Origin of the sequence: Yoonia sp. 67-2 (genome assembly GCF_035117555.1) — a bacterium.
Classification (GTDB): Bacteria; Pseudomonadota; Alphaproteobacteria; order Rhodobacterales; family Rhodobacteraceae; genus Yoonia.
This window is the reverse complement of sequence record NZ_JAYKPK010000004.1, coordinates 70,870-93,661: the sequence shown is the minus strand read 5'-3', so window position 1 is coordinate 93,661 and position 22,792 is coordinate 70,870. Positions and strand designations below refer to the sequence as shown.

Annotated in this window: 24 protein-coding genes; 3 read left to right on the top strand and 21 right to left on the bottom strand. The window is 59.6% G+C overall.

Annotated elements, in window-relative coordinates:
* Positions 1-83 precede the first annotated feature (83 nt).
* From leuD to leuC, 4 genes are read right to left on the bottom strand one after another with little or no spacing between them, the layout of a single operon-like run.
* The gene (gene leuD / locus VOY09_RS07995) at positions 84-689 is read right to left on the bottom strand and encodes a 3-isopropylmalate dehydratase small subunit (RefSeq protein ID WP_322894045.1); all 606 of its coding nucleotides are present in this window, start codon (positions 687-689) and stop codon (positions 84-86) included.
* Positions 690-1,826, bottom strand: coding sequence for a hypothetical protein (locus tag VOY09_RS07990; protein WP_322894046.1), 1,137 nt, complete (start codon positions 1,824-1,826; stop codon positions 690-692).
* Entirely contained in the window at positions 1,823-2,314 is a 492-nt protein-coding gene (locus VOY09_RS07985; protein WP_322894048.1) for a DUF4365 domain-containing protein, read from the bottom strand. Before VOY09_RS07985 ends, VOY09_RS07990 begins: the two co-directional genes overlap by 4 nt.
* A 7-nt stretch (positions 2,315-2,321) precedes the next feature.
* On the bottom strand, positions 2,322-3,728 hold the full coding sequence (leuC, locus tag VOY09_RS07980) for a 3-isopropylmalate dehydratase large subunit (RefSeq protein ID WP_322894049.1): 1,407 nt from the start codon (positions 3,726-3,728) through the stop codon (positions 2,322-2,324).
* A 246-nt stretch (positions 3,729-3,974) separates the two neighbouring features.
* Between leuC and VOY09_RS07975 the strand changes: the two genes are divergently transcribed.
* Both VOY09_RS07975 and VOY09_RS07970 read left to right on the top strand, forming a co-directional pair.
* Positions 3,975-5,300, top strand: a complete 1,326-nt coding sequence (locus VOY09_RS07975) for a mechanosensitive ion channel family protein (protein WP_322894050.1) — start codon at positions 3,975-3,977, stop codon at positions 5,298-5,300.
* 70 nt (positions 5,301-5,370) lie between these two features.
* Complete coding sequence (locus tag VOY09_RS07970; protein WP_322894052.1) at positions 5,371-5,685, top strand: HPF/RaiA family ribosome-associated protein; 315 nt, start codon at positions 5,371-5,373, stop codon at positions 5,683-5,685.
* A gap of 53 nt (positions 5,686-5,738) precedes the next feature.
* On the opposite strand, the gene ureG is transcribed toward VOY09_RS07970, so the two are convergent.
* The 12 genes from ureG to VOY09_RS07910 all read right to left on the bottom strand — a co-directional run bounded on the left by ureG (position 5,739) and on the right by VOY09_RS07910 (position 16,530).
* Entirely contained in the window at positions 5,739-6,347 is a 609-nt protein-coding gene (gene ureG / locus VOY09_RS07965) for an urease accessory protein UreG (RefSeq protein WP_322894053.1), read from the bottom strand.
* A 14-nt stretch (positions 6,348-6,361) separates the two neighbouring features.
* A complete protein-coding gene (locus VOY09_RS07960) occupies positions 6,362-6,997 on the bottom strand; it encodes an urease accessory protein UreF (protein ID WP_322894146.1) in 636 nt (211 codons plus the stop codon).
* On the bottom strand, positions 6,990-7,445 hold the full coding sequence (locus tag VOY09_RS07955; protein ID WP_322894055.1) for an urease accessory protein UreE: 456 nt from the start codon (positions 7,443-7,445) through the stop codon (positions 6,990-6,992). The genes VOY09_RS07960 and VOY09_RS07955 overlap by 8 nt, the downstream gene beginning before the upstream one ends.
* Entirely contained in the window at positions 7,442-8,029 is a 588-nt protein-coding gene (locus VOY09_RS07950; protein WP_322894057.1) for a hypothetical protein, read from the bottom strand. Before VOY09_RS07950 ends, VOY09_RS07955 begins: the two co-directional genes overlap by 4 nt.
* A gap of 52 nt (positions 8,030-8,081) precedes the next feature.
* Complete coding sequence (locus VOY09_RS07945; protein ID WP_322894059.1) at positions 8,082-8,306, bottom strand: DUF1127 domain-containing protein; 225 nt, start codon at positions 8,304-8,306, stop codon at positions 8,082-8,084.
* Positions 8,307-8,420: 114 nt separating this feature from the next.
* The gene (gene ureC, locus VOY09_RS07940) at positions 8,421-10,181 is read right to left on the bottom strand and encodes an urease subunit alpha (RefSeq protein ID WP_322894060.1); all 1,761 of its coding nucleotides are present in this window, start codon (positions 10,179-10,181) and stop codon (positions 8,421-8,423) included.
* 242 nt (positions 10,182-10,423) lie between these two features.
* Complete coding sequence (locus VOY09_RS07935) at positions 10,424-10,729, bottom strand: urease subunit beta (RefSeq protein WP_322894061.1); 306 nt, start codon at positions 10,727-10,729, stop codon at positions 10,424-10,426.
* A gap of 42 nt (positions 10,730-10,771) precedes the next feature.
* Positions 10,772-11,074, bottom strand: coding sequence for an urease subunit gamma (locus VOY09_RS07930; RefSeq protein ID WP_322894062.1), 303 nt, complete (start codon positions 11,072-11,074; stop codon positions 10,772-10,774).
* 3 nt (positions 11,075-11,077) lie between these two features.
* On the bottom strand, positions 11,078-11,911 hold the full coding sequence (locus VOY09_RS07925) for an urease accessory protein UreD (RefSeq protein ID WP_322894063.1): 834 nt from the start codon (positions 11,909-11,911) through the stop codon (positions 11,078-11,080).
* A 118-nt stretch (positions 11,912-12,029) separates the two neighbouring features.
* Entirely contained in the window at positions 12,030-14,318 is a 2,289-nt protein-coding gene (locus VOY09_RS07920) for a glycosyl hydrolase family 28-related protein (RefSeq protein ID WP_322894064.1), read from the bottom strand.
* A gap of 102 nt (positions 14,319-14,420) precedes the next feature.
* Entirely contained in the window at positions 14,421-14,825 is a 405-nt protein-coding gene (locus VOY09_RS07915; protein ID WP_322894065.1) for a DUF4864 domain-containing protein, read from the bottom strand.
* A gap of 130 nt (positions 14,826-14,955) precedes the next feature.
* Complete coding sequence (locus tag VOY09_RS07910; protein ID WP_322894066.1) at positions 14,956-16,530, bottom strand: lysine--tRNA ligase; 1,575 nt, start codon at positions 16,528-16,530, stop codon at positions 14,956-14,958.
* Positions 16,531-16,640: 110 nt separating this feature from the next.
* Between VOY09_RS07910 and VOY09_RS07905 the strand changes: the two genes are divergently transcribed.
* Positions 16,641-17,063 (top strand): tellurite resistance TerB family protein, encoded by a 423-nt coding sequence (locus tag VOY09_RS07905; protein ID WP_322894067.1) that lies wholly within the window; start codon positions 16,641-16,643, stop codon positions 17,061-17,063.
* Between the two features lie 59 nt (positions 17,064-17,122).
* Here VOY09_RS07905 and dacB read toward each other — a convergent pair whose 3' ends face one another.
* The 5 genes from dacB to mgrA form a co-directional block, all read right to left on the bottom strand.
* Positions 17,123-18,655 (bottom strand): D-alanyl-D-alanine carboxypeptidase/D-alanyl-D-alanine-endopeptidase, encoded by a 1,533-nt coding sequence (gene dacB / locus VOY09_RS07900; protein WP_322894068.1) that lies wholly within the window; start codon positions 18,653-18,655, stop codon positions 17,123-17,125.
* Positions 18,586-19,179, bottom strand: a complete 594-nt coding sequence (locus tag VOY09_RS07895; RefSeq protein ID WP_322894069.1) for a nicotinate-nucleotide adenylyltransferase — start codon at positions 19,177-19,179, stop codon at positions 18,586-18,588. Before VOY09_RS07895 ends, dacB begins: the two co-directional genes overlap by 70 nt.
* Positions 19,180-19,240: 61 nt before the next feature.
* On the bottom strand, positions 19,241-20,059 hold the full coding sequence (locus VOY09_RS07890; RefSeq protein WP_322894070.1) for a hypothetical protein: 819 nt from the start codon (positions 20,057-20,059) through the stop codon (positions 19,241-19,243).
* Positions 20,059-21,645: a glycoside hydrolase family 43 protein gene (locus VOY09_RS07885; protein WP_322894071.1), complete on the bottom strand. Its 1,587-nt coding sequence runs from the start codon at positions 21,643-21,645 to the stop codon at positions 20,059-20,061. Before VOY09_RS07885 ends, VOY09_RS07890 begins: the two co-directional genes overlap by 1 nt.
* The gene (mgrA, locus tag VOY09_RS07880; protein ID WP_322894072.1) at positions 21,642-22,676 is read right to left on the bottom strand and encodes an L-glyceraldehyde 3-phosphate reductase; all 1,035 of its coding nucleotides are present in this window, start codon (positions 22,674-22,676) and stop codon (positions 21,642-21,644) included. The genes VOY09_RS07885 and mgrA overlap by 4 nt, the downstream gene beginning before the upstream one ends.
* Positions 22,677-22,792: the final 116 nt, after the last annotated feature.

Below are 22,792 nucleotides of genomic sequence, written 5' to 3'. Positions count from 1 at the left end.
GCAACCGTCAGGACAGTCTGTTTCCTGCACGGAAACAATGAAGGCCACAGGATCACTGCGGCCTTCATTTTGATCAGCTTTTGTCAGACCCAGGGACGTTCCGCGCTGGCCTTGGCCTCGAATCCGGCAATGGATTCGGATTTCTCCATCGTCAGGCCGATGTCATCCAACCCGTTCAGCAGGCAGTGTTTCTTGAAACTATCCACCTCAAAGCTGAACACCTCCCCATCAGAAGACGTGATGGTCTGTGCTTCCAGATCAACCTCGATCCGCGCGTTGGAGCCTTTTTCGGCATCCTTCATCAGCACATCGACTTGTTCCTGTGGCAGGACAATCGGCAGGATGCCATTCTTGAAACAGTTGTTATAGAAAATATCCGCATAGCTGGGCGCGATCACGCAGGTGATTCCGAAATCGGCAATCGCCCAAGGCGCATGTTCGCGGCTGGACCCGCAACCGAAATTTTCGCCGGCCACCAGAATCTGGGTGTCACGGTACTGCGGTTTATTCAGCACGAAATCGGGGATTTCATTGCGGTCATCATCATAGCGCATCTCATCAAACAGATTCACGCCAAGGCCGGACCGTTTGATGGTTTTCAAAAACTGTTTCGGGATGATCATATCAGTGTCGATATTGACCAAGGGCATGGGTGCGGCAATCCCGCTGAGTTTGGTGAATTTTTGCATTTACTGCTCTTCTCTTTCTGTCTTTACGCGTAGGTTGCGGGGGCGACGAAGGTAATAGCGTTGTCCTTCAAACTCAAGGTCACCTTCAATTTCAACCACATTTCGTGCATCATGGGCATCAAGCGCTTGCCTGTATTCAGCAGGAGGGAGACTGACCATCACACTTCGCGGCTGACCGTCCACAAATGTTTTGAGGCTAACCTTACCATCAACCGGGGTGACATCTCGATTCAACCCGGTAATGTAGCCCTCCAAAATCTCATTGTTAAAAGACTGCCTTTGCTTAAGAACTTTTGCAGCTTCCGTCAAAATTTCACTGTCTGACTCGGAAAACCTCCGGGTAAACCTGGGCACAGGAGCTGGTCGGGTACGCGCCCAACTTAGGGAGAAGTCCAGCCCATCGCCGTCCTTTGCCAGTTTGGAAATGGCACTACAGAGATTCGAGCTCACACCATAGTTCACCGCCGCCTCGAAAGCTTCGATACTAGCACCTCGACCAACTTGACCGAGTGCATCGATCAAAGCCTCAATTGAATTTGCGAGAGTACGCGTCACCTTTCTAGAAAAAGGCTCCTCGTCCAGCTCTGGCCAAAAACTCTGTTGAGGTATTTCACTTAGCTGCGGCGGAACCGGCGAAAACAGGTTCACGACGAAGCTGCCATGCTCGGTCTGACCCAGCTTAACAGACTGCAAGTATTCGTTGGCCGGGATGTTTCTGCCACTTCTGAAAAACCGCTGCGGACTTCCGGCCGAGCAGGCCGCGGCGAGCAGGGCCTCTTTGCTTTGCTCAACAAGGTCCACACCGGCCAACAGACCAATAGATCCATCATCGTCAGCATCTGGTGCCCGGAATCGAATAACATCACGGTCAGCAGTCACCAAGTCACGGTAAACTGACAGCTCATCTCTGTTTTCGCTACGTGCGATAGCCTCAACAACACTAGAAATCGCTGAAGGATAGTCTCCAAGTCGATCAGATCCGGGTGCGAATACCTCCACATCAGACGGTCCGAGATACACAACGCCTCGATCACCCAGATCATCCCCACGGTGCCATCCTTCTGCACGGAGGTAGGAGTGAACCGAAAGAACAGACACCGCCTGCAGCGCATCAGAGTCTGTTATGATCCCCTTCATAATGTTCCCTCCTCTGACCTGCGGATCAGGTCACAGAGTGATTTCTGATCCAGAATGTTGGTTGTCGAGATTAATACTTGTTTGCTGCCTTGATCAGTTGTCGCGTTGCCGATCATACAATGCCACCATACGCACTGCTTCAGTATCATTTCGTTCAAACTCACCGTAAGCCAATCTTGTTCCTGTGCTGGTAAGACCATGACGGCCAAAAGTAATGGAACTTGCCTGACACAAACCAGATCGTTGTAGTTTTTTTGCTTCAACTGAAATTTTAGACCGTCGTCTGACCAGTCGGGCGACACTGTTGCTTTCAACTGAAATTGCACTGATGCCCGTCTACTAGACCCTGAAGAAACTTGAATATCAACACTGTCTCGATCAAGATTCGGAATAGAAACGGTGTAGCCGCACCCAGCAGCCAGCGCAGCCACGTACGCCTGCGACAGCTGCTCTTTTCTATCGTTTTCTGAAAGAAGACGGTGCGGCATCACTAACTCACATCATCTCCCGCACATCGGTCAGTTTGCCGGTAATCGCTGCCGCTGCCGCCATCGCGGGGGACATCAGATGGGTGCGTCCACCGCGCCCTTGCCGGCCTTCGAAATTGCGGTTGGATGTGGCCGCGCAACGCTCGCCCGGTGCCAGTTGGTCGGGGTTCATCGCAAGGCACATGGAACAGCCCGCGAGCCGCCATTCAAAACCGGCATCGATGAAAATCTGCGCCAGCCCTTCCTCTTCCGCCTGTGCGCGGACAAGGCCGGAGCCGGGGACGACCATCGCGCGCAGCCCGTCTTTCTTCTTTTTACCCTTCAGGATCGCCGCCGCAGCACGCAGATCCTCGATCCTTCCATTGGTGCAGGAGCCGATGAAGACCGTGTCGATGCTGATATCGGTCAGCGGCGTGCCGGGGGTCAGGTCCATATAATCCAGCGAGCGTTGCGCCGCGCCGACCTTGCCGCCGGTGAAGCTGTCGGCCGATGGCACAGAGGCGGTGATCGGCAACACATCCTCGGGCGAGGTGCCCCAGGTCACCACAGGCGCGATATCTTCGCCTTTCAGCGTCACGACTTTGTCGAAATGCGCGCCTTCATCGGTGTAGAGCGTTTTCCACCACGCCACAGCCGCCTCCCATTGCGCGCCTTTCGGGGCATGCGGGCGGCCTTTGCAATATTCAAAGGTCTTTTCATCCGGCGCGATGATCCCTGCGCGTGCCCCGCCCTCGATCGCCATGTTGCAGACGGTCATCCGCCCTTCCATCGACAGATCACGGATCGCTTCGCCGCAATATTCGATGACATAGCCATTGCCGCCAGCGGTGCCGGTGGCACCGATGACAGACAGGGTGATGTCCTTGGCCGTCACGCCGGGGCGCAATTTGCCGGTGATCTCGACCTTCATATTCTTGGATTTCTTCTGGATCAGCGTCTGGGTGGCCAGCACATGCTCCACCTCGGACGTCCCGATCCCATGCGCCAGCGCGCCAAAGGCACCATGCGTCGCGGTGTGGCTGTCACCACAAACGACCGTCATGCCGGGCAAGGTCCAGCCCTGTTCAGGGCCGACGATATGCACGATCCCCTGACGGACATCGGACACGGGATAGTAATGGATGCCAAATTCCTTGGCATTCGTGTCCAAGGCGGCGACCTGAATTGCGCTATCCTCGGTCATGTTCTTGGGGTCATTGCGCCCTGCCGTCGTGGGGACGTTATGATCCGGCACGGCGATGGTCTTATCCGGCGCATGGACACCACGACCCGCCATCCGCAACCCTTCAAAGGCCTGCGGGCTGGTGACTTCATGCACCAGATGGCGGTCGATATAGAGCAGGCAGGTGCCATCCTCGGCCTCATGCGCCACATGGGCATCCCAGATTTTATCGTACAGCGTTTTGGGGGACATTGTCCTCTCCCATACTAGAAATTGCGGTAAAGTGCAGACGTGCGGAAACGGCAGGCGTCAGCCCCGCGCAAGGACCGAGCAGGTCGCGCCGTAAAACCGCCAAGGCAGGCGGGCGCGGTCATCCATGTCAAAAACCTGTTTCATGGGCCTCAGATACACCTTGCCCCGGCTTCCCGCAAGGGCAGCCACACTTGTCAGGCCCAAAGCCCCGTGCCACAGTTCAAGGCCAGTGATCAGCGGAGCGCCATGGAAAACCAAGACCCGCCACCCGAGCTGTCAGCCCAGCAATTGCAAGAGATCGTGTCGATTGGCACCGATCTTTATACCCAGCTGCAATTCGTGGCGGGCGGGCTGCTGCGGCCGTGGAACCTGTATCAGATCGCAATCATCCTCGGGCTGATGCTGCTCGCCCATGTGCTGCGGGCCTGGCTGGGGCCTGCGATCCGCAACTGGATGGCATCGCGCGACAATTGGCCGAAATGGCGGATGCGTATCCTCGCGGTGATCCATCAGCGCCTGCGCGCGATCTTTTTCGTGATCCTGATCTGGCTCGTGATCGCGTTCCTGCGCGAATATACTTGGCCCAGCCGCAGCTATCTGCTGAGCATTGTCGGCACGCTCGCCTTTGCCTGGCTGATCATCGCCTTCGCGACACGGCTGATCAAAAGCGTGCCTTTGCGCCGCACGATCCGCTATGGCGCGTGGATTTATGTGACCTTGCTGATCCTCGGCGTGGTTGATCAGGCCGAAGGCGTGCTGGACAATATCGGCTTCAGCATCGGCGAGATTCGCTTTACCCTGCTTTTGCTGATCCAGTCGCTGGTGGTCCTGACCCTGCTGTTGGCCTTGGTCCGGTTTGTGATGCGCACGACGGCCAGCAAGATCACCAGCAATGCCGATATCAGCCCGTCCATGCAGGTCCTGCTGATCAAGGCGGTGCAGATCGGCCTTTACGGCACCGCGTTTTTCATCGGCATCCGCGCTTTGGGGATCGATCTGACCGGGTTGGCCGTGCTGTCCGGCGCCATCGGTGTGGGCTTGGGGTTCGGTCTGCAAAAAGTGGTGTCGAACCTTGTGTCGGGCGTCATCATCCTGCTGGATAAATCGATCAAGCCCGGCGATGTGATCAGCCTTGGCGATACCTTCGGCTGGATCAATTCGCTGGGCGCGCGCTATGTCTCGGTCGTCACCCGCGACGGCAAGGAATATCTGATTCCGAATGAGGATCTGATCACCGGGCAGGTCGTCAACTGGTCGCATTCCAATGAATTTGTCCGGCTCGATATCCATTTCGGCACCTCCTACAGCGATAACCCACATCAGGTGCGCAAGATCGCGGTTGAGGCTGCCGAAAGCGTGGAACGCGTGCTGAAAACCCGCCCTGCCGTGTGTCACATCATAGGCTTTGGCGACAGTTCGGTCGATTACGTGCTGCGGTTCTGGATTTCCGACCCGACCGGCGGTCTGACCAATATAAGGGGCAATGTGTTTCTGGCACTCTGGGATGCTTTTGCGGCACATGGGATCAGCATCCCTTTCCCGCAGCGCGAGGTGAAGCTGTTGCAGGACTGAACCGGGAACCCTTGGAAATCCAAGGCGTTATACATAGGTGACATAGAGAAATGACACCGAAAGGACCGACATGCAGTTCCAACTGAACACCGATTCCAGCATTCAGGGCGATGACCGTCTGGCCGAAGTGGCTGAAACCATTGTCACCGGCGCATTGGGTCATCTGACAGACCGTCTGACCCGGGTTGAGGTTCATATCGTTGATGTGAATGCCACCAAAGGTGGGTCAGATGATATCCGCTGCACCGTTGAAGGCCGGCCAGAAGGCATGCAGCCTCAGACCGTGACGCATAACGACGCCGATGTCGAAAAGGCTTTGCGCGGGGGTGCCAAAAAGCTGCGCGCGCTGCTGGACAGTGAGTTCGGCAAGCTCGGGCGGCGCTAAAACCTTCCCCGCGGGGAAGGTCATCTTCCCCGCGGGGAAGGTTTGAGCGCCCTCTATAAGCCGCCGATACTGCGGATCAGGGCCACGATATCATCCACGCCCTTGCCCTGTTTCAGACTGGCAAAAACCACAGGCAGATCGCCGCGCATCTTTGCGGCATCTGCCTTCATCATGTCGAGCGAGGCCCCGACATAGGGGGCCAGATCGGTTTTATTCACCACCAGAATATCGGACCGTGTGATCGCCGGGCCACCTTTGCGCGGGATATCCTCGCCCGCTGCCGTGTCGATGACATAGATCGTCAGATCGGCAAGTTCGGGGCTATAGGTCGCTGACAGATTATCGCCGCCGCTTTCGATCAGGATCAGCTCCAGCGCCGGATGCCGCGCGTTCATTTCCGCGACAGCGGCAAGGTTGATCGAGGCATCCTCGCGGATCGCCGTATGCGGGCAACCGCCGGTTTCCACCCCCATCACCCGGTCAGCAGGCAGGATCTGCATCCGCATCAAGGCTTCGGCGTCTTCCTGTGTGTAGATATCATTGGTGATCACGGCGAGGCTGATCTCATCCTTGAGCGCGCGCGCCAAGGCGGCGGTCAGCGTGGTTTTCCCCGCGCCGACAGGGCCGCCGATACCGATACGCAATGGGCCGTTGGGGGACATGGGGTGACCTTTCATCAGGACCGGAAGATCCGGGAATAGCTGTGTTTATGCTGCATGGATGCGGTATCCACCGCGAAAGTGGCAGAACCGATATCATCAAGGCTGGCGCTTGTGGCCTCTGCCCCGATGCGGATGCACAGAGGCGCGAGCCCCGCCAGAATCCGCTGCGCCTCGGTCTGGCCCAAGGGCATCAGGCGTTGCGCGGCCTGCACAAGGTTGCTGGCAAAGGCTTGCAGCCAGAGCTGCGCCACCGGCAGCACTGGCAGGTCAATCAACCACGCCGCGCGCCCCACCGCCACCGGATAGGCCATATCGGGCAGGTCAATCTGCCAGACCGCGCGGGTGGTCGCGGCAAAGGCCGCCCCTTGTTGCAGCGTTTCCATCCGCCGTTCGACACTGGGGGCAAGGGCGGCGGCGAGTTCGGCCACAGGGCACACATCATCCGCCGCATAGGAGGCACAAAGCAGGATCGCATCGCTGCGTCCCGCGCCATGGGTCAGCACATCACTTAGCCAATCAGATAACTCTGCGGCGTTGCGAATATCGCCCCGCCCCACGGCCCGTTCCAGCCCATGCGACCAGGCGAAAGCTCCCGCCGGATAGGAAGGTGACAGCCATTGCGTCAACGTCAGCAGATCGGCGTCACGCATGGGAATGGCTGTGATCATGCCCCATGGTGCGGCCATGGCCGTAGGCCCCACCTTCCGGCGTGAACGGCCCGTCGAAATCCACAACCTGCGCGCCGAGCTGTTCCAGCATCGCGCGCATCACCTTTTCGCGCTGCACCACCAGCGCATCAGGCAGGATCGCGCAGGGCGCATGCCGGTTGCCGATATGCCAGGCCAGACGGGTCAGATCGCCGGTGACGCGCATCAAGGCCTCATCCGCAGCTTTGACCATGATCTGACGGCCATCCTCCAGCACGAAAACATGCCCGGCATCAACCGAGGTGGTCTGCGGCAGATCGACCAGAAATGCCTCTCCCTTATCCGTCACCAGACGTTTGCGGCGCAGCATCCGCGCGTCATAATTCAGGCTGACATGGTCTGCCACCGGGCCATGGGCGTGGTCATGTATGTGCAAGGCGCGCGCAATCATTCGCCCGGCTCCACCGCCGAGATCGCTATGATCTGATATTCATTCATCTGGCCGGAATGTTCGTATTGCGAAAACGCCAGATAGGCAAAGCCAAGCTCGGGCAGATAATGCAACCCTTCGGTCTGGCGGTAATTGGCACCGCTATAGGTGATTTCGCCGGGGATCACTGTATAGCTGCAATCGCCATAGGTCATCTCGACCGGGGCGTCCCAACTTGCGGTAATCTTGTCCTCATCGGCACCATCGACAATCGCACGGGTGCGCCAGATCGCATGGGGCGCGGGGTCCGGCATCGCATCCACCGGGTCCTGATAGGCATAGGTCGATCCGCTGCCATGCACTTTCTGGCCGTGATAAAACTCTTCCACTGCCAGCAGAAAGACACCTTTGCCCAACAGGCTTTTGTCGGAATACCCGCCGTCATAGGTGACCGTGAGTTCGACGATATCCGGCGTCTGCGCGACATAGGTTTCCACCGCGCCATCATCGGCTGTCAAACGAATCCCGCTCTGCAGATCCTCTGCGACCGGACAGACAGCCCAGGCCGGACTGGCCAGAACGGAAATTATCAAAGCACGATACATCAAAAGCCCCTCGCATTATGCTGCGAAAAGCTATCAGATCGGTGCCGGAGTGTCAGTCGTGGCGCGACAAAACCAGTTCGAAGGCCTGCGACCGGGTCAGGCCAGCAGCTTCCAGCGTGGCGTCGGACATATTGTTCACTTCGTGCAGCGCACGGGCCTGTGCTGTGGCTTCGGCAACGTGCACGAGAAAGCGGCCAACGGCGCGCAGCGGAATCATCACCAGATCGGCCAGCATTTCGCGGTTGGAGATCAGGGTATTGTCTGTCTGGAAAGTCATGTTGCACCTCTTGAATGCGGTTTTCTTTCCTCCCTGCACCCAAGTTAGGCCCGGCACCCCCGGCCAACAACAGCCCTTTGCGCAATGCCACTATGCGTTTTCTGCAATGCAGCATCAGAACAGGAAATAGCGCTGCGCCATCGGCAACACCTCCGCCGGTTCGCAGGTCAGCAACACGCCATCGGCGCGGACCTCATAGGTTTCGGGGTTCACCTCGACATGCGGTATAGCATCGTTCAGTTTCAGATCCTTCTTGCCGATGTTGCGGGTGTTCACCACCGGCAGGGTCTGTTTTGCCAGCCCCAGCGTGTCCCTGATCCCCGCATCCTGCGCCGCCGCAGAGACAAAGGTGACCGCAGAATGTTCCAGCGACCGCCCGAAAGCGCCGAACATGGGCCGTGTATAGACCGGCTGCGGTGTGGGGATCGACGCATTCGGGTCCCCCATCTGCGCCGCGACAATCGTGCCGCCCATCAGGATCATCTCGGGCTTCACCCCGAAAAACGCCGGGTTCCACAGCACCAGATCGGCGCGTTTGCCGACCTCGATGGACCCCACATGCGCCGAAATCCCATGCGCAATCGCCGGGTTGATCGTATATTTCGCGATATAGCGGCGGACGCGGATATTGTCATTATTGCCCTTTTCCTCGGCCAGTTGGCCGCGCTGCACCTTCATCTTATGGGCAGTCTGCCATGTGCGGATGATCACCTCGCCCACACGGCCCATCGCCTGGCTATCCGAGGCGATGATCGAAAACGCCCCCATGTCGTGCAGGATATCCTCTGCCGCGATGGTCTCGCGCCTAATACGGCTTTCGGCAAAGGCCACATCTTCGGGGATCGACTTGTCCAGATGGTGACAGACCATCAGCATATCGAGGTGTTCGTCGATGGTGTTGACGGTGAATGGCCGCGTCGGGTTGGTCGATGACGGGATCACATTGGGCTGGCCGCAGATCTTGATGATATCCGGCGCATGGCCACCCCCCGCCCCTTCGGTGTGAAAGGCATGGATCGTGCGGCCTTTCAGCGCCGCCACTGTATTTTCGACAAAGCCCGCCTCGTTCAGCGTGTCGGTGTGGATCATCACCTGCACGTCCAGCGCATCGGCCACCGACAGACAGCAATCAATTGCGGCAGGGGTCGTGCCCCAATCCTCATGCAGTTTCAGACAGGACGCGCCTGCCAGCACCTGTTCCTCCAACGCCGCTGGCAGCGAGGCATTCCCCTTGCCCGCAAAGGCGAGGTTCATCGGAAACCCATCCGCCGCTTGCAACATCCGCCCGATATGCCAAGGCCCCGGCGTGCAGGTCGTCGCCAGCGTGCCATGCGCAGGCCCGGTGCCGCCGCCGATCATCGTGGTCAAGCCGGAATACAGCGCATCCTCGATCTGTTGCGGGCAGATGAAATGGATATGGCTGTCGATCCCGCCGGCGGTCAGGATGCGGCCCTCACCGGCAATCGCCTCGGTCCCCGGTCCGATGATGATATTGACGCCGGGTTGCGTGTCGGGATTACCCGCTTTGCCGATGGCAACGATCTTGCCATCCTTGAGGCCGACATCCGCCTTGATGATGCCCGTCCAGTCCACGATCAGCGCATTGGTGATGACAGTATCCACAGCACCCGCCGCACGCGTGACCTGCGACTGCCCCATCCCGTCGCGGATCACCTTGCCGCCGCCGAATTTGACCTCTTCACCGTAATACATCGCGTTGGGGCCAGACCCGCCAGTGGTCGCCCGCCCGGCGAGTTCGGCGGTCAGGTCGCGTTCGACCTCGATGAACAATTCCGTATCGGCAAGCCGGACCTTGTCGCCCACAGTGGGGCCGAACATGGCGGCATAATCGCGGCGGTTGATTGTTGCTGGCATGGATTAATGTCCTCGTGTCTGGCGGTGGGGATAAAATAACCCTCGGAGTGGTTGGCGCTGTAACCGGTCACTCCCCTTAATAGAGAGGTTGCCCAAAAACGAACGTGATTCGTTACAAATGAGAGGAGGCAACCAATGGACCTCACGCTTGTGCTTCAAGGTGTGCTTATTGAAATCATCGTCGTGCTCATCTGCTCGATTTTTGCAGGGCTGTTGAAACGGTGGCGTCGAAAGTGAAGACATCACAAATCCCCCATCACAGCTTGATTGAACCCGTAAACACGCCGCGCGCCCGACAGCGCAATCAGCGACACATCGCGCCTTTGGCCCGGTTCGAACCGCACGGCGGTGCCAGCGGCGATATCGAGCCGCATGCCGCGCGCCGCCGTCCGGTCGAAATCCAGCGCTGGATTGGCCTCGGCGAAATGGAAATGCGACCCGACCTGCACCGGCCTGTCGCCTGTATTGGCGACCTGCAAGGTCAGAACCTCGGCCCCCGCATTCAGGGTAATGTCACCTTCCGCCACAATCACTTCGCCCGGTTTCATCGCAGGACCCCCATCTTCTTATTTCCAAAAATACTCACTTTTTCACCGGATCGGATCATGAACCGTCACCAGTTTTGTGCCATCTGGAAAGGTCGCCTCGACCTGGACCTCGTGGATCATCTCGGCGATGCCATCCATCACCTGATCGCGGGTGATGATCTGCGCGCCCGCCTGCATCATATCCGCGACAGAACGGCCATCGCGGGCGCCTTCGACCACGGCATCGGTGATCAGCGCAATCGCCTCGGGGTAATTCAGCTTCACGCCGCGCGACAGGCGCTTGCGCGCCACCTCGGCGGCCATGGCGAGCAGGAGTTTATCTTTTTCGCGGGGGGTCAGTTGCATCGTTTACAATCTCCAGACACGGGGGATGGGCGCTGCTGACAGCGCCTCGATCAAAGGGATAAGGTCGCGGCGCAGGGTAAAGCCATCGGCCGACAACAGGCGGATCAGCAGCAGGTCATCGGAAAGCAGGCTGGCCCCTGCCGTTGCGGGCAGGTGCAGCGCCCCCGCCAAACCCGCCGCCGAAGGTGCCGCCAGCAACAACGTCGCCATCGCCCCTGCCCCGCCTGCAATCGCCGGGCGGGCAAGCAAAGCATCAGCATCGCCGATCAACCGCAGGGAATCGGCAAAGATCAACGCGCCATCCCGCCTGATCCGCCAATGGTCAGTGAAATGCAGCTGATGCACCACCTCGCCCATGGCGACCCGGCCAAAGATCACCGGTTCCACGATCAGGCACTGCCCGCTGCCCGCCAGATCGACGTTCATCTGGCGGTTCAACGCGGCGGCATCGAAGAGAATGGTTTCCTGCGGCAGCCAGTCGATGCGCCCGCCATCGGCCACCTGCAACGTCACATCGACCGTTGCGATCTGACCATCCAGCGCGGCATAGCCACGCTCTGCCGCTTGCGAGGACAGGACGATATGCGCGCCCGGCCCGGCCGCGATATCCAGCGCCATCCGGTCGCCGCCGGTCAAACCGCCAGCGGTGTTGAGAAACACAGCCTCCAGCGCGGAACCATAGCTGCGCGGGAACAGCACCTTCAACGCGCCTTGCTGGCGCAGATCGGCGATCACGCTTTCTGCGCCGCGCCTTTTGGCTGTCAGATGCAACGCGCCCTGCGCCCGCTGTGGCAAGGGCGTCGCCCGGTCGGTATCGATCTGCGCATTATAGGTCATTGGCTGCCTTTCCCGGCCTGTTCTGCCAAAGATCGACGGTGCAGGGCCAGCCTCCTCCGCCGAAAATCCGATAGGCGCGGCAATATTCCGGTCATATGCCCATAATTTAGGCACTACCCTAATCCGGCCTGTCCGTCCGGACCTGATAACGGACCGCGCCACGCACGGCCCTGCTCCAGTTCAGATGGACAGACCGCAGGTTTGGGCCCTTTTCGCCTTCGGCCCAAGGCAGGTCATGGACGCGCTGGTTATTGGGCGCCGTAATCGCACCGGCGGGCATCACGCAATCCACCTGACGCGCCCGCCCGCCAAAGGGCAGTGCGGCACCGGTATCAATCACCCAGGTTGTCGCCGCCGCCGCCTGATCATGCGACAAGGACGCCGGGTTCGCCACCGGAAAGGCCACGTTGTGGAATGTATTGCCGGTAAAGACAAAACTGCGGGTGCGGCTGTGATCCAGATCGGCAAAGGTGGTATCGACATGATCCACCCTGTCGATCCTGCCATTGATCGACCGGAACACATTGCCCACCACCGAAAACCCGTTGATGTAATGGCCCGGCCCATAAGGTTTGATCACGATGAAATTGAACCAGGGGGCCACGTCATTGACTGTGAACATATTGCCGGTGATCGTCAGCCCGCCAAAGGAAAACTGCGCCCCCAAGGCAGGCATGCTGCTATGTTCATTGGTCCATTCGATGAAATTATTGTCACAATAATTGCCGGTAAAGATGCTTTTGGGGTTGGGCTGAGTCAGCACGATCCCACCCTTGCGCACGCTGAAGCTTTGGTCATCGCCGTGAAACCAATGGTTGGCTGTGATCAGATTACCGGACCCGCCCAGCACACAGAAATGCAGGAATTTGCTGGTCCGGTTGTCGCGGATCTTGACGTCATTGGCATTGGCGTTGAACCCGACCGAACTGCGCGCATTCACCGGCGTCGATTGTTCATCAGAGATGAAATTGCAGCGGTCAATCATCAACCCCTGACAGCCATAACCGGGCGAGGTGACGCCACGGTCGCGGGGCCGGTTGATGAAACAATCGCGGATGTGAAAGGTAAATCCGTCCGTCGCCAGCATGATCCCGCTGGCGATTCCCAGCCCTTGAAATTCGATATCCGACAGGATCAGCTGGCTCAGCTTTTCATAGCCAGAAAAGTCGAGCATGTATCTGAACCGGGTAAAAGTATAATTCTGCGTCGCATCCGGGCCATAAAGCGCATTGCTCAGCGTCAGGCTGTTCTGCGCGACATTGACCGCCGTGACATAAACCTCGCGCCCGACGCCTTTGCCGGTGACCAGCGATCCGACCGCGATATTGGCGATGCCCGAGACATTGGTCAGCTGCCGTTCGCGCGCCACGGAATAGCTGGCCTGCGCGGGAACCACCTTGGTGTCCCAGGCGGCCCCTTCGCTGGGCTGAAACTGCCCGTTGCGGATCACGCGGCGGGTTTCAAACCGCCGCCGGGACGGATCGCAGGCCTGCATATCGACAGGTTCGCTCAGCGAAATGCGCCGCCCGCAGAGATCCAGCGAATCGTGATCGGCGAAATTGATCAGCGCCTGATAGGCCTTTTTGAAGGCAAGCTCCTCATCCTTGAAAGCATCAAGGTAATTGTCATAATTATAACCACGTTGCAGGATGAAATGCTGGTCCTGTGGCTGGCTGATCCGGCCTTCAAAGCGGACATTGTTCTGCATTGTGACCGAGCCTGCCAGCCGGAAATTGCCCGCAGGCACCATCACGGTGCGCCCATTCGCTGCCGCATCTGCTGCGACAAAGGCAGCAGTGTCATCGCTGACCCCATCGCCAAGCGCGCCGTAATCGCGCACATCGACAAGGCTGACCAGATCGCGGGTGAATTCCGCGCTGACATCTTCAATCATGATATCATCGATCCGCACCAGCCCGCCGACCGGCCCGGTCAGATCCAGCCCGATATGGCCATAGCTCGCGCCAAGCCAGGTCAGATCGACACCCCGGCGCGCGGGCGTCGCGATGATCGCCGTCACCGTGACGACCGACCCATAGCGGATCAATTGCGTGGCTGGCCCGCTCAGCGGCAGACCCGTGATCGCGGACCCATTGGCGCGCCCGGCCCAGCCTGCGATCCGCACGGCGGGCAGCGGACCTGCCACCGCCTTGACCCTTGCCGTGACCCGCAGATAACAGCCCGGCAGGATCGGCGTCTGGCCCATATAGCGCAGCTTGGCGACGGGGGTGGTTTTCAGCACCTCCAGACAGCCGGCGAAATCCTGATCAGCAGCGACGAAAACGCCGGAACCGCTGACCGCGTAAGTGTCAGACCCCGGCGTGCCATCGCCGCTGGACCAGACCCCAAGGCCTGCCGCAAAGGGCAATGGATTGAAAACGAGTGACTCGGTGATAGCTTTGTTCATGATAAATCCTCTGGTGCAGGAACGCACAACTGCCCAAAGGATTATCGCGAAGGGGTGAAGATCGGCTGACCGGACCGCGCGGTGCCCCGCGCAACGGCTGTGTCAGGCGCCGACGTCGGGCGCGGGCAGCAACTGCACACCATTGATCTGCCAGCCATTTTCCGTCTCGACCATTTGATATTCCAGCATGTGCAGCGCGCCTTGCGCATCGCGGATCAGGACGCGCTGGAACAACAGGCCCGAAAGTTCACGCAATTCGCCGAAACGCACATCTTCATTGTCCCAGACCATCGGATAGCCTTGCTGGACCATCGCCCCGAAATTATCCGCAGAGCCAAAGAGGCGTTGGATATTGGGGCTGGCATAGGACCAGGCAGCGCTGACATCGCGGTCATTGAAGGCCTGCAACTGATCGCCGATCACGCCTTCGATCGCGGCATTCTCCTGCGCGGCAAGGGATGTGGCCGACAGCCAGAGCCCCAGAATAAGAATGGATAAACGCTTCATCACCCTCTCCCTGCATATCTCTTATTTCAAAGATACGCAGGGAAAGCCCGATCAGTTTCAATTTTGCGCCAAGGCCCCGCATCGTCCGAGCATAAATATCCCCGCCGGAGGCATCCGCGTCAGCGGATTTTCAGCCCTCGCCGGACAGACGATCCTCGATCAGGGCAATCGTTTCATCCACACCGTAAAGCGCGATGAACCCGCCAAAGCGTGGCCCTTGCGACGCCCCCAGCAACACCTCGTAAAGCGCTGTGAACCAATTGCGCAAAGGATCAAAGCCGTGATCATTGCCGACGGCAAAGACCATGGTTTGCAGGGCTTCATCCTCAGCCGGGCCATCCCAGACGCGCAGGCGTGCGACCAGATCCAGCATCGCGGCACGTTCCTGATCACTGGGCGCGCGATAGGTTTTGGTCGGCTTCACAAAGTCATTGTAATAGCGCACGGCAAAACCTGCCGCCTGATCCATCTGCGGATTGTTTTCCGCCGAAGCATCGGGCGCATAGCGGCGGATAAAGCCCCAGAGCGTATCCTTATCCTCTGCCCCCGACACCGAGGCGATGTTCAGCAGCATCGCAAAGGACACCACCATATCCGAGGCGGGCACATCGCCCGCGTGGATGTGGAACACCGGGTTGTTCACCCGGCCCGCATCATCCTGCGTCGCATAGGCGCGGAGTTGCTGGTGATATTCATCCACCGCTTTCGGGATCACGTCGAAATGCATCCGTTTCGCCGTCTTGGGCTTGAGATACATGAAATAGCTCAGCGATTCGGTGGAGGCGTAGGTCAGCCATTCATCAATCGAAATCCCGTTGCCGAAGGATTTGGAGATTTTCTGGCCGTTTTCATCCAAGAACAATTCATAGGAAAAATGGTTCGGCTTGCGCCCGCCCAATATCTCACAAATCCGGTCATAGATCGGGGTGTTGGTGGCGTGTTCCTTGCCATACATCTCGAAATCGACGTCGAGTGCGGCCCAGCGCGCGCCGAAATCGGGTTTCCATTGCAGTTTGACGTGGCCCCCCGTGACCGGCAGCGTCCATTCGCGACCATCTTCATCGTCGAACGTGATCTCGCCTTTGGTGGCATCGACGTGTTTGATCGGCACGTAAAGCACGCGGCCCGTTTCAGGATGGATCGGCAGGAAGATCGAATAGGTTTCCTGCCGCTCTTCGCGCAGGGATTTCAGCATCACGGCCATCAATTCATCATAGCGTTCAGCGGCGCGCAGCAGGATTTCGTCGAACTGGCCGGTGCGATAGAATTCCCGCGCAGAATAGAATTCATATTCGAACCCGAAGGTATCGAGGAAACGGCGCAGCATGGCATTGTTATAATGGCCGAAACTTTCATATTCGCCGAACGGGTCCGGCACGGATGTCAGCGGTTTGTGCATATGGTCCTTCAGCATGTCCTGCTGCGGCACATTGCCCGGCACTTTGCGCATGCCGTCCAGATCATCGGAGAAACAGATCAGCCGGGTGGGGATATCCGAGATCACCTCGAACGCGCGGCGGATCATCGTGGTGCGCAACACTTCGCCGAACGTGCCGATATGCGGCAGGCCGGAGGGGCCATAGCCGGTTTCGAACAGCACATAGCCTTTTTCAGGTGGTGCCTTTTCGTAGCGTTTGAGCAAGGCGCGCGCTTCTTCAAAGGGCCAGGCCTTGGATGTCATCGCCGCGTCACGCAGATTGCTCATTGATTTACTCATTTATGGTCGCGGCCCCCCGATGGGGCCGTCACGCACACTCCCTATTGCGAGACGGGCAAGCCGTCAATAAATGGGACAGGATTACAAAGGACGCCACCATGTCAGAAGACCTTGCCCCATTGACAGCTCAGGACGCGCTGATCGCGCTGATGATCGCGGTTTCCGCCGCGGACGGGAATATCCGCACCTCGGAACTGGTGAAGATCAGCAATGCGATCAACAACCTGCCCGTGTTCGCGGGCTACGATGTCGAACGCGTGCCGCAGATGTCGCAGATGGTGTTTGACTTGCTGGAACCCGAGGATGGGTTGGAAGCCTTGTTCGGCCTGATCCGCGATGCCCTGCCCGCGCGGCTGTTTGAAACCGCTTATGCCCTGTCCTGCGATGTCGCGGCGGCCGATGGCAAAATCCCGGGGCAAGAGGCGCGGATGCTGGAAGAAATCCGCGAAGAGCTCGATATTGACCGGCTTTATGCCGCCGCGATCGAACGCGGCGCGCGGGCGCGGCATATGACGTTGTAAAGAAAAGATTCTGGCCTCCGGCGGGGATATTTAGGCTCGGACGATGGGGGGGCGCGGGTTTAATAGGCGCGCAGGGCCCATTGCTGCAGGATATCCTGTTGCAGACGACGGGCGCGGGTGTTCCATGTGCGCGCACCTGCGGGGATTTCATCCGTTTGGTTGCGGGTGCTGGCGCGGGTGTCCAGATCGGCGGCGAAGATCGCGAATGTCAGATCGCGGCCACCGGCGCTGCGGAGATAACCAGCGAGGGCCGAGACAAAGTTGAGGGTGCCGGTTTTTGCCTGCACGGCGGCCTGACCCGCGCTGATCGGGTTCTGGTTGGTATCGACCAGATTGATGTTGCGCATCACCGGGCGTAGCTGTGTCATGACATCGGGGGCTTGCAGGAAGCCGACCATATCGCCCGCACTGATCCGTGACGCATCGCCAAGCCCGGAATGATCCACGAAACGCGGCGCGATCCCCGGCGCGCGCGTCGCGGCCCAGCGCGCCATCTGCGCGGCAGAGGTGATCAGGTCGCGCGGAGGGCTGCTGATCCGCGTGGTGGCGGTCAGGCCCAGCGCCTCTGCCGTGATATTGGTGGAATAGCGCATCATATCGGTCAATAGGCCCGGCATCGCCTTGCCATCGACGCGGGCCAGTTCCACGGTTTCGGGCAATGCGTCGATGATGCGGGGGGTGCCCAGCACGATGCCATTGCTGCGCGCGAAAGTGGCGAAGACTTCGGCGGCGTAAAGCGCGGGCGAACGGACGGGCAGCCAGCGGGAGCCGCTTTCGTTCAGCGCAGAGCGCGCGACGGTCCAGTCGTCCACGTCGCCATCGCGGGCATAGGTGAAGACCGGGACATCGCGGTCGACGATCTGCATCCGCGCCACGGTGACTTCTGGGCGGTAAGTGTCGCTGCGCGCATCCATTGTGGTGGTATAGGCCCCCGATGCCCGCTGCCAGCCGAAATGGACGCGGTTGTAATTCAGGTTCAGCCCGCTGATCGTCGGGTTATAGCCTGCGGTGGGCAATTGCGTGGGGTCGATCTGGTTGATCGGGGGCAAGGCGGCGTCCCAGATCAGGAAATCACCGCGGACTTCGATCAGGCCTGCGGCCTGCAAGGTTTGCGCAAGATCGGCCAGTTGATCGGTGGTCAGGTCGGGATCGCCGCCACCGGCGAGGATCAAATTGCCATCTAAAATGCCGTCCGTGATCGTGCCTTGAGCAAGAATGCGTGTTGTGAACCGATGCGCGACCCCCAAAGTTTCCAGCGCATAAAGGGCGGTGATTGCCTTGGTCACACTGGCGGGGGGCATCGCTGTGGCGGGGCTATAGCTTTCCAACACAGCCCCTGTTGCGGGATCGGCCAGCGCGACGCTGACCTGCCCGGTCAGGCCCGCGCGGGCGACGATGCCTTCCAGCGCATTGCGCGGGTCGATCCGCGCGACTGGGCGGTAGGATCGCGTGGGTGCCTCGGCGATGGCGCTGGTGCCAAGGCTCGCGATGGCCCCGGCCAGTATCTGGCGGCGTGACAGCATCACCATTCCCCCCGCGCGCGGATGGCCGAGGAGGAATGATGCGACATCGGCAGGTTGATGAAGGACCATGAGGGCGCCTGCGCGCGGCCCAGAATATGGCTCGCGTTTCCCGGCAATTGGGCTGCGGCATAGATTTTCGCGGTTTTCGACAGGCGGGCGGAAATCCGGTCATCGGGCCGCGCGATCACGCCTACCGGGACATTGTCCATGATCCAGCGCCAATCCTGCCAGCGGTGGAACTGCGCCAGATTATCCGCGCCCATCAGCCAGACAAAGCGCACGCCGGGATAGCGGCGGCGCAGGGCGGTCAGCGTTTGGGCGGTGTAGCGGGTGCCAAGCTGCGCCTCGATATCCGTGACCGTGACGCGGGGATGCTGCATGATGGCGCGCGCGGCCTGCATCCGGCTTTCAAGCGGCGCGGGGCCGTTTTTTTTCAGCGGATTGCCGGGGCTGACCAGCCACCAGATATGATCCAGCCCGAATCTTGTCAGCGCAGAGCGGGTGATATGCACATGGCCGTAATGCGGCGGATCGAATGACCCGCCCAGCAATCCGATCACCTGACCTGCTTTTGCCACTGGAAAGCTGTACAATCTGCCGTTCCTTTTCACCTTGGCGCAACAAGCATTCTGGGTGGAAAAAAGTAAACCCCCGTCAGATCACAAAGCGCATGAAGGCAAAGCGTGTCGCATCCGGCGACCAGCAGGGCACGTTGATCGTGCCTTGGCCGCCGAAAAGCGTCAGCAGATCGCGCGGGGTGCCGCCGGTGGCGGGCATCAGGCGCAGGGTGACATTGAGGTTGGCGGGGTGCCCTTGGGTGCCTGTGGGATAGGCGAGGTAGAGGATATGTTCACCGTCCGGGCTGGGGTGGGGGAACCAGTTGACGGATGTGTCGTCGGTCATCTGTTGCAGATCGCGGCCATCGGGGCGGATGCGCCAGAGGTTGACCGTGCCGCCTCGTTCGCCGTTGAACCAGATCCAAGCGCCGTCCGGTGTGTAATCCGGGCCGTCGCAATGGTCGAAATCAGCGGTCACGCAGGTTTCAGCGCCGCCTGTGGCGGGGCAGGTCAGCACGCTGAACGGGCCGCCGCGTTTGCCGACATAGGCAAGTGTCGCGCCATCGGGCGACCAGCCGTGCCAATAGGAGGGCACCTGCGCGGTGATCCGTTCCGGTGTGCCGCCGCTGATGGGCAGGGTGTAGATGCAGCTTTCGCCGCTGTCGTCCTTTGCGCTGATCACAAGCGTTTTGCCATCAGGGCTGATGCCGTGGTCGTTGTTGCAGGCCGTGGCAAAGCCGGTGTCGATCTGCACAAGGTTGGGGTCATCGAGTGCCATGCGGTAGAGCAAACCGTTGCCGTTCACGATCAGGTAACGATCGGGGTGCCAGTTCGGGGCCTCGATATGGCCTGCGTGGTCGAGCAGGACCGTGATCTGATCCCGCGCCAGATCGTAGAGGCAAAGCTGGCTGCGCATCAGGTGGCACCTGCGGGGATATAGTCAAAACGGGCGAAGCGGGCCTTTGCCCCCTGCCCGGTCAGATCGAAAGCAACCATACCGACGAAAGCCCCGGTGAAGGAGGCATGTTCGCCGCGCCCGCCTTCGTCGGAGATATGCGATGCGTCCAGTTCAGGGCCGAGTTTTTGCCAGTAGCCGCCTTGGGCGAACCAGAATTGCTGGGCGGCACCAGTGACGGTGACTTTCAGGTCAACCGGGCCGTCCGCCAAGGGGACGGGGTCGGCGGGAAAATTCAACGCCTCGCCCGGCCAATCGCCAAGGCAGGACATGATCTGCAAGGCGCGGCCATGCTCCGGCAGATGGGTGACCAGAGCGGCGTGGAATTTGGTGCGGTTGTAATAGGTCGTGAGGCCTGCGGCCTGTTGATAGGTTGCTGGCGTGAAATCCAGTGTGGTTTCCGCCACATAGCTGGCATGTTCCTGCCTGCGGGCGACCAGTGATTGTTCAAACCAATTGCCGATGCTTTGGCGTCCGATCAGGACCAAGGCATCGCTTTCCATGCGGAAAATCCGATCGGGCTTCGGGGTGCGCAGCCATTGGAATTCGACCGGCAGGGTGTCGCTGAATGTCCGACGGGTCGCGGTGACCGGCAGCGGGTCCACTTCAACCGGCGACGGCACTTCTTCGCGCGGGACCATCCCGCCAGCGGCGAGGTAGAGCCAGTCATCGCGCCAGATGACTTCCTCGATCCCGGTCTCGCGCCCCATCGGGCAGAAACGGCCCTCCTGCGGGCGGCCCATCAGGAAGGTGTGGTAATACCTGCCCCAATGGGTTTCGACATATTGCCCATGGCCGGTGCGCTGGACCCTACCATCCGTTCCCGCCGCGCAGATCACATGCAGATCGGGGTGGTTTTCGTAGGGTCCCCAGATATCGCGCGACCTAGCCAGCGTGACGGCATGGTCATAGCCGGTGCCGCCCTCTGCCGTGGTCAGGTAGTAGTAACCGTTGCGTTTGAAGATATGCGGTGCCTCGGTCAGGCCCCGGCTGGTCCCGGCATAGATATTGCGCACCGGGCTATAAAGGCCGCGATCCGGGGACCATGCCTGCAACAGGATACCGTCGAAACTGTCATGCGCCGAGTTGCAGCCGGTGCCGGGGCCGCAGTGGTTCCATTGCATGTTCATGAAATATTTGGTGCCGTCGTCGTCGTGAAACAGCGAGGGGTCGAACCCGGACGAATTGACATACCAAGGATCTGACCAGTCACCGTCGATGGTGTCGCAGGTGGTGATGTAATTCGGCGCATCCTTGAACGCGCCGTCCAGCCGTTTGACATCGGTATAGACCAGCCAGAATTTGCCATCAGCATAAGACAGACATGGCGCCCAGATGCCGCAGGAATCGGGATTGCCGCGCATGTCGAGCAGGCCCGCCCGCGCCAAGGGGCGGGCAACAAGCGTCCAGTTCACCAGATCGCGCGAATGGTGGATCTGCACGCCGGGGAACCATTCAAAGGTCGAGGTCGCGATATAATAATCCTCCCCCACCCGGCAAAACGACGGGTCGGGGTTGAAGCCGGGCAGGATCGGGTTCTGGATCATGTGTCGAGTTCCGCCGAGGCCGCCCAGAGGTTGATCTGTTCCTCATCGGCATATTGGTCGATCAGGGCGAGTTCATCGGCGCTGAAATCCAGATTGGCGATGGCCCCGGCGCTATCGGTGACCTGCGAAGGTTTCGACGCCCCGATCAGGGCCGTGGTGATGCCGCCATCGCGCAGGACCCAGGCGATGGCCATTTGTGCCAGCGTCTGGCCCCGGCTTTGCGCAATCTCATTGAGTTTGCGGATATTGCCGATGGCATTCTCGGTCAGCATCGTGGGGGCAAGCGATTTATCCTGCGCCGCACGGCTGTCGTCAGGAATACCGCCCAGATATTTATTGGTCAGCATCCCCTGCGCCAGCGGCGTAAAGGCGATAGACCCGACCCCCAATTCCTTCAGCGCATCTTTTAACCCGTCCTTTTCCACCCAGCGATTCAGCATGTTGTAAGATGGCTGATGGATCAGACAAGGCGTGCCAAGGTCCTTGAGGATCGCCACCGCCTGCCTTGTGCGTTCGGTGTTATAGGACGAAATCCCGGCATAAAGCGCGCGACCCGACCGGACGATGTAATCCAACGCGCCCATGGTTTCCTCTAACGGCGTGTCGGGGTCGAAACGGTGCGAATAGAAGATATCGACATAATCTAGCCCCATCCGTTTCAGCGATTGATCACAGGAGGCGACTAGATATTTGCGGCTGCCCCAATCGCCATAAGGGCCGGGCCACATGCCATAACCGGCCTTGGAGCTGATGATCAGTTCGTCCCGGTAGCCATGGAAATCGGTCTTAAGGATATCGCCGAACGCCTCTTCCGCTGATCCGGGGGGCGGGCCGTAATTATTGGCCAGATCGAAATGGGTGATGCCGTGATCAAAGGCGGTGCGGCAGATGTCGCGTTTGGTCTGATGCGGCGTGTCATGGCCAAAGTTATGCCATAACCCCAGCGAGATCGCGGGCAGTTTCACCCCCGAGGTGCCGCAACGGCGATAGATCATCTTTTCATAGCGGTCGGCGGCGGGGGTATAGGTCATCGGCTTCCTCCTAAATCGATTTCGGGCAGGTCAGCATGGTGCCTGCATGATGTCAACCGCAAGGCACCGGGTGGTCCACCGCACGTTTTCCTTTGCCGCTGCTTTTCATCGCGGCA

Coding starts and splice junctions, on each gene's coding strand:
- mgrA (WP_322894072.1), bottom strand. CDS start 22,676: ATGACCTATACCCCCGCCGCCGACCGCTATGAAAAGATGATCTATCGC.
- VOY09_RS07945 (WP_322894059.1), bottom strand. CDS start 8,306: ATGACTTTCCAGACAGACAATACCCTGATCTCCAACCGCGAAATGCTG.
- ureC (WP_322894060.1), bottom strand. CDS start 10,181: ATGCCAGCAACAATCAACCGCCGCGATTATGCCGCCATGTTCGGCCCC.
- VOY09_RS07930 (WP_322894062.1), bottom strand. CDS start 11,074: ATGCAACTGACCCCCCGCGAAAAAGATAAACTCCTGCTCGCCATGGCC.
- leuD (WP_322894045.1), bottom strand. CDS start 689: ATGCAAAAATTCACCAAACTCAGCGGGATTGCCGCACCCATGCCCTTG.
- VOY09_RS07885 (WP_322894071.1), bottom strand. CDS start 21,645: ATGATCCAGAACCCGATCCTGCCCGGCTTCAACCCCGACCCGTCGTTT.
- dacB (WP_322894068.1), bottom strand. CDS start 18,655: ATGGTCCTTCATCAACCTGCCGATGTCGCATCATTCCTCCTCGGCCAT.
- VOY09_RS07920 (WP_322894064.1), bottom strand. CDS start 14,318: ATGAACAAAGCTATCACCGAGTCACTCGTTTTCAATCCATTGCCCTTT.
- VOY09_RS07985 (WP_322894048.1), bottom strand. CDS start 2,314: ATGCCGCACCGTCTTCTTTCAGAAAACGATAGAAAAGAGCAGCTGTCG.
- VOY09_RS07905 (WP_322894067.1), top strand. CDS start 16,641: ATGTCAGAAGACCTTGCCCCATTGACAGCTCAGGACGCGCTGATCGCG.
- VOY09_RS07955 (WP_322894055.1), bottom strand. CDS start 7,445: ATGATTGCGCGCGCCTTGCACATACATGACCACGCCCATGGCCCGGTG.
- VOY09_RS07990 (WP_322894046.1), bottom strand. CDS start 1,826: ATGAAGGGGATCATAACAGACTCTGATGCGCTGCAGGCGGTGTCTGTT.
- VOY09_RS07935 (WP_322894061.1), bottom strand. CDS start 10,729: ATGAAACCGGGCGAAGTGATTGTGGCGGAAGGTGACATTACCCTGAAT.
- VOY09_RS07970 (WP_322894052.1), top strand. CDS start 5,371: ATGCAGTTCCAACTGAACACCGATTCCAGCATTCAGGGCGATGACCGT.
- ureG (WP_322894053.1), bottom strand. CDS start 6,347: ATGTCCCCCAACGGCCCATTGCGTATCGGTATCGGCGGCCCTGTCGGC.
- VOY09_RS07915 (WP_322894065.1), bottom strand. CDS start 14,825: ATGAAGCGTTTATCCATTCTTATTCTGGGGCTCTGGCTGTCGGCCACA.
- VOY09_RS07960 (WP_322894146.1), bottom strand. CDS start 6,997: ATGCGTGACGCCGATCTGCTGACGTTGACGCAATGGCTGTCACCTTCC.
- VOY09_RS07975 (WP_322894050.1), top strand. CDS start 3,975: ATGGAAAACCAAGACCCGCCACCCGAGCTGTCAGCCCAGCAATTGCAA.
- leuC (WP_322894049.1), bottom strand. CDS start 3,728: ATGTCCCCCAAAACGCTGTACGATAAAATCTGGGATGCCCATGTGGCG.
- VOY09_RS07910 (WP_322894066.1), bottom strand. CDS start 16,530: ATGAGCAATCTGCGTGACGCGGCGATGACATCCAAGGCCTGGCCCTTT.
- VOY09_RS07890 (WP_322894070.1), bottom strand. CDS start 20,059: ATGCGCAGCCAGCTTTGCCTCTACGATCTGGCGCGGGATCAGATCACG.
- VOY09_RS07925 (WP_322894063.1), bottom strand. CDS start 11,911: ATGACCTATAATGCGCAGATCGATACCGACCGGGCGACGCCCTTGCCA.
- VOY09_RS07950 (WP_322894057.1), bottom strand. CDS start 8,029: ATGTATCGTGCTTTGATAATTTCCGTTCTGGCCAGTCCGGCCTGGGCT.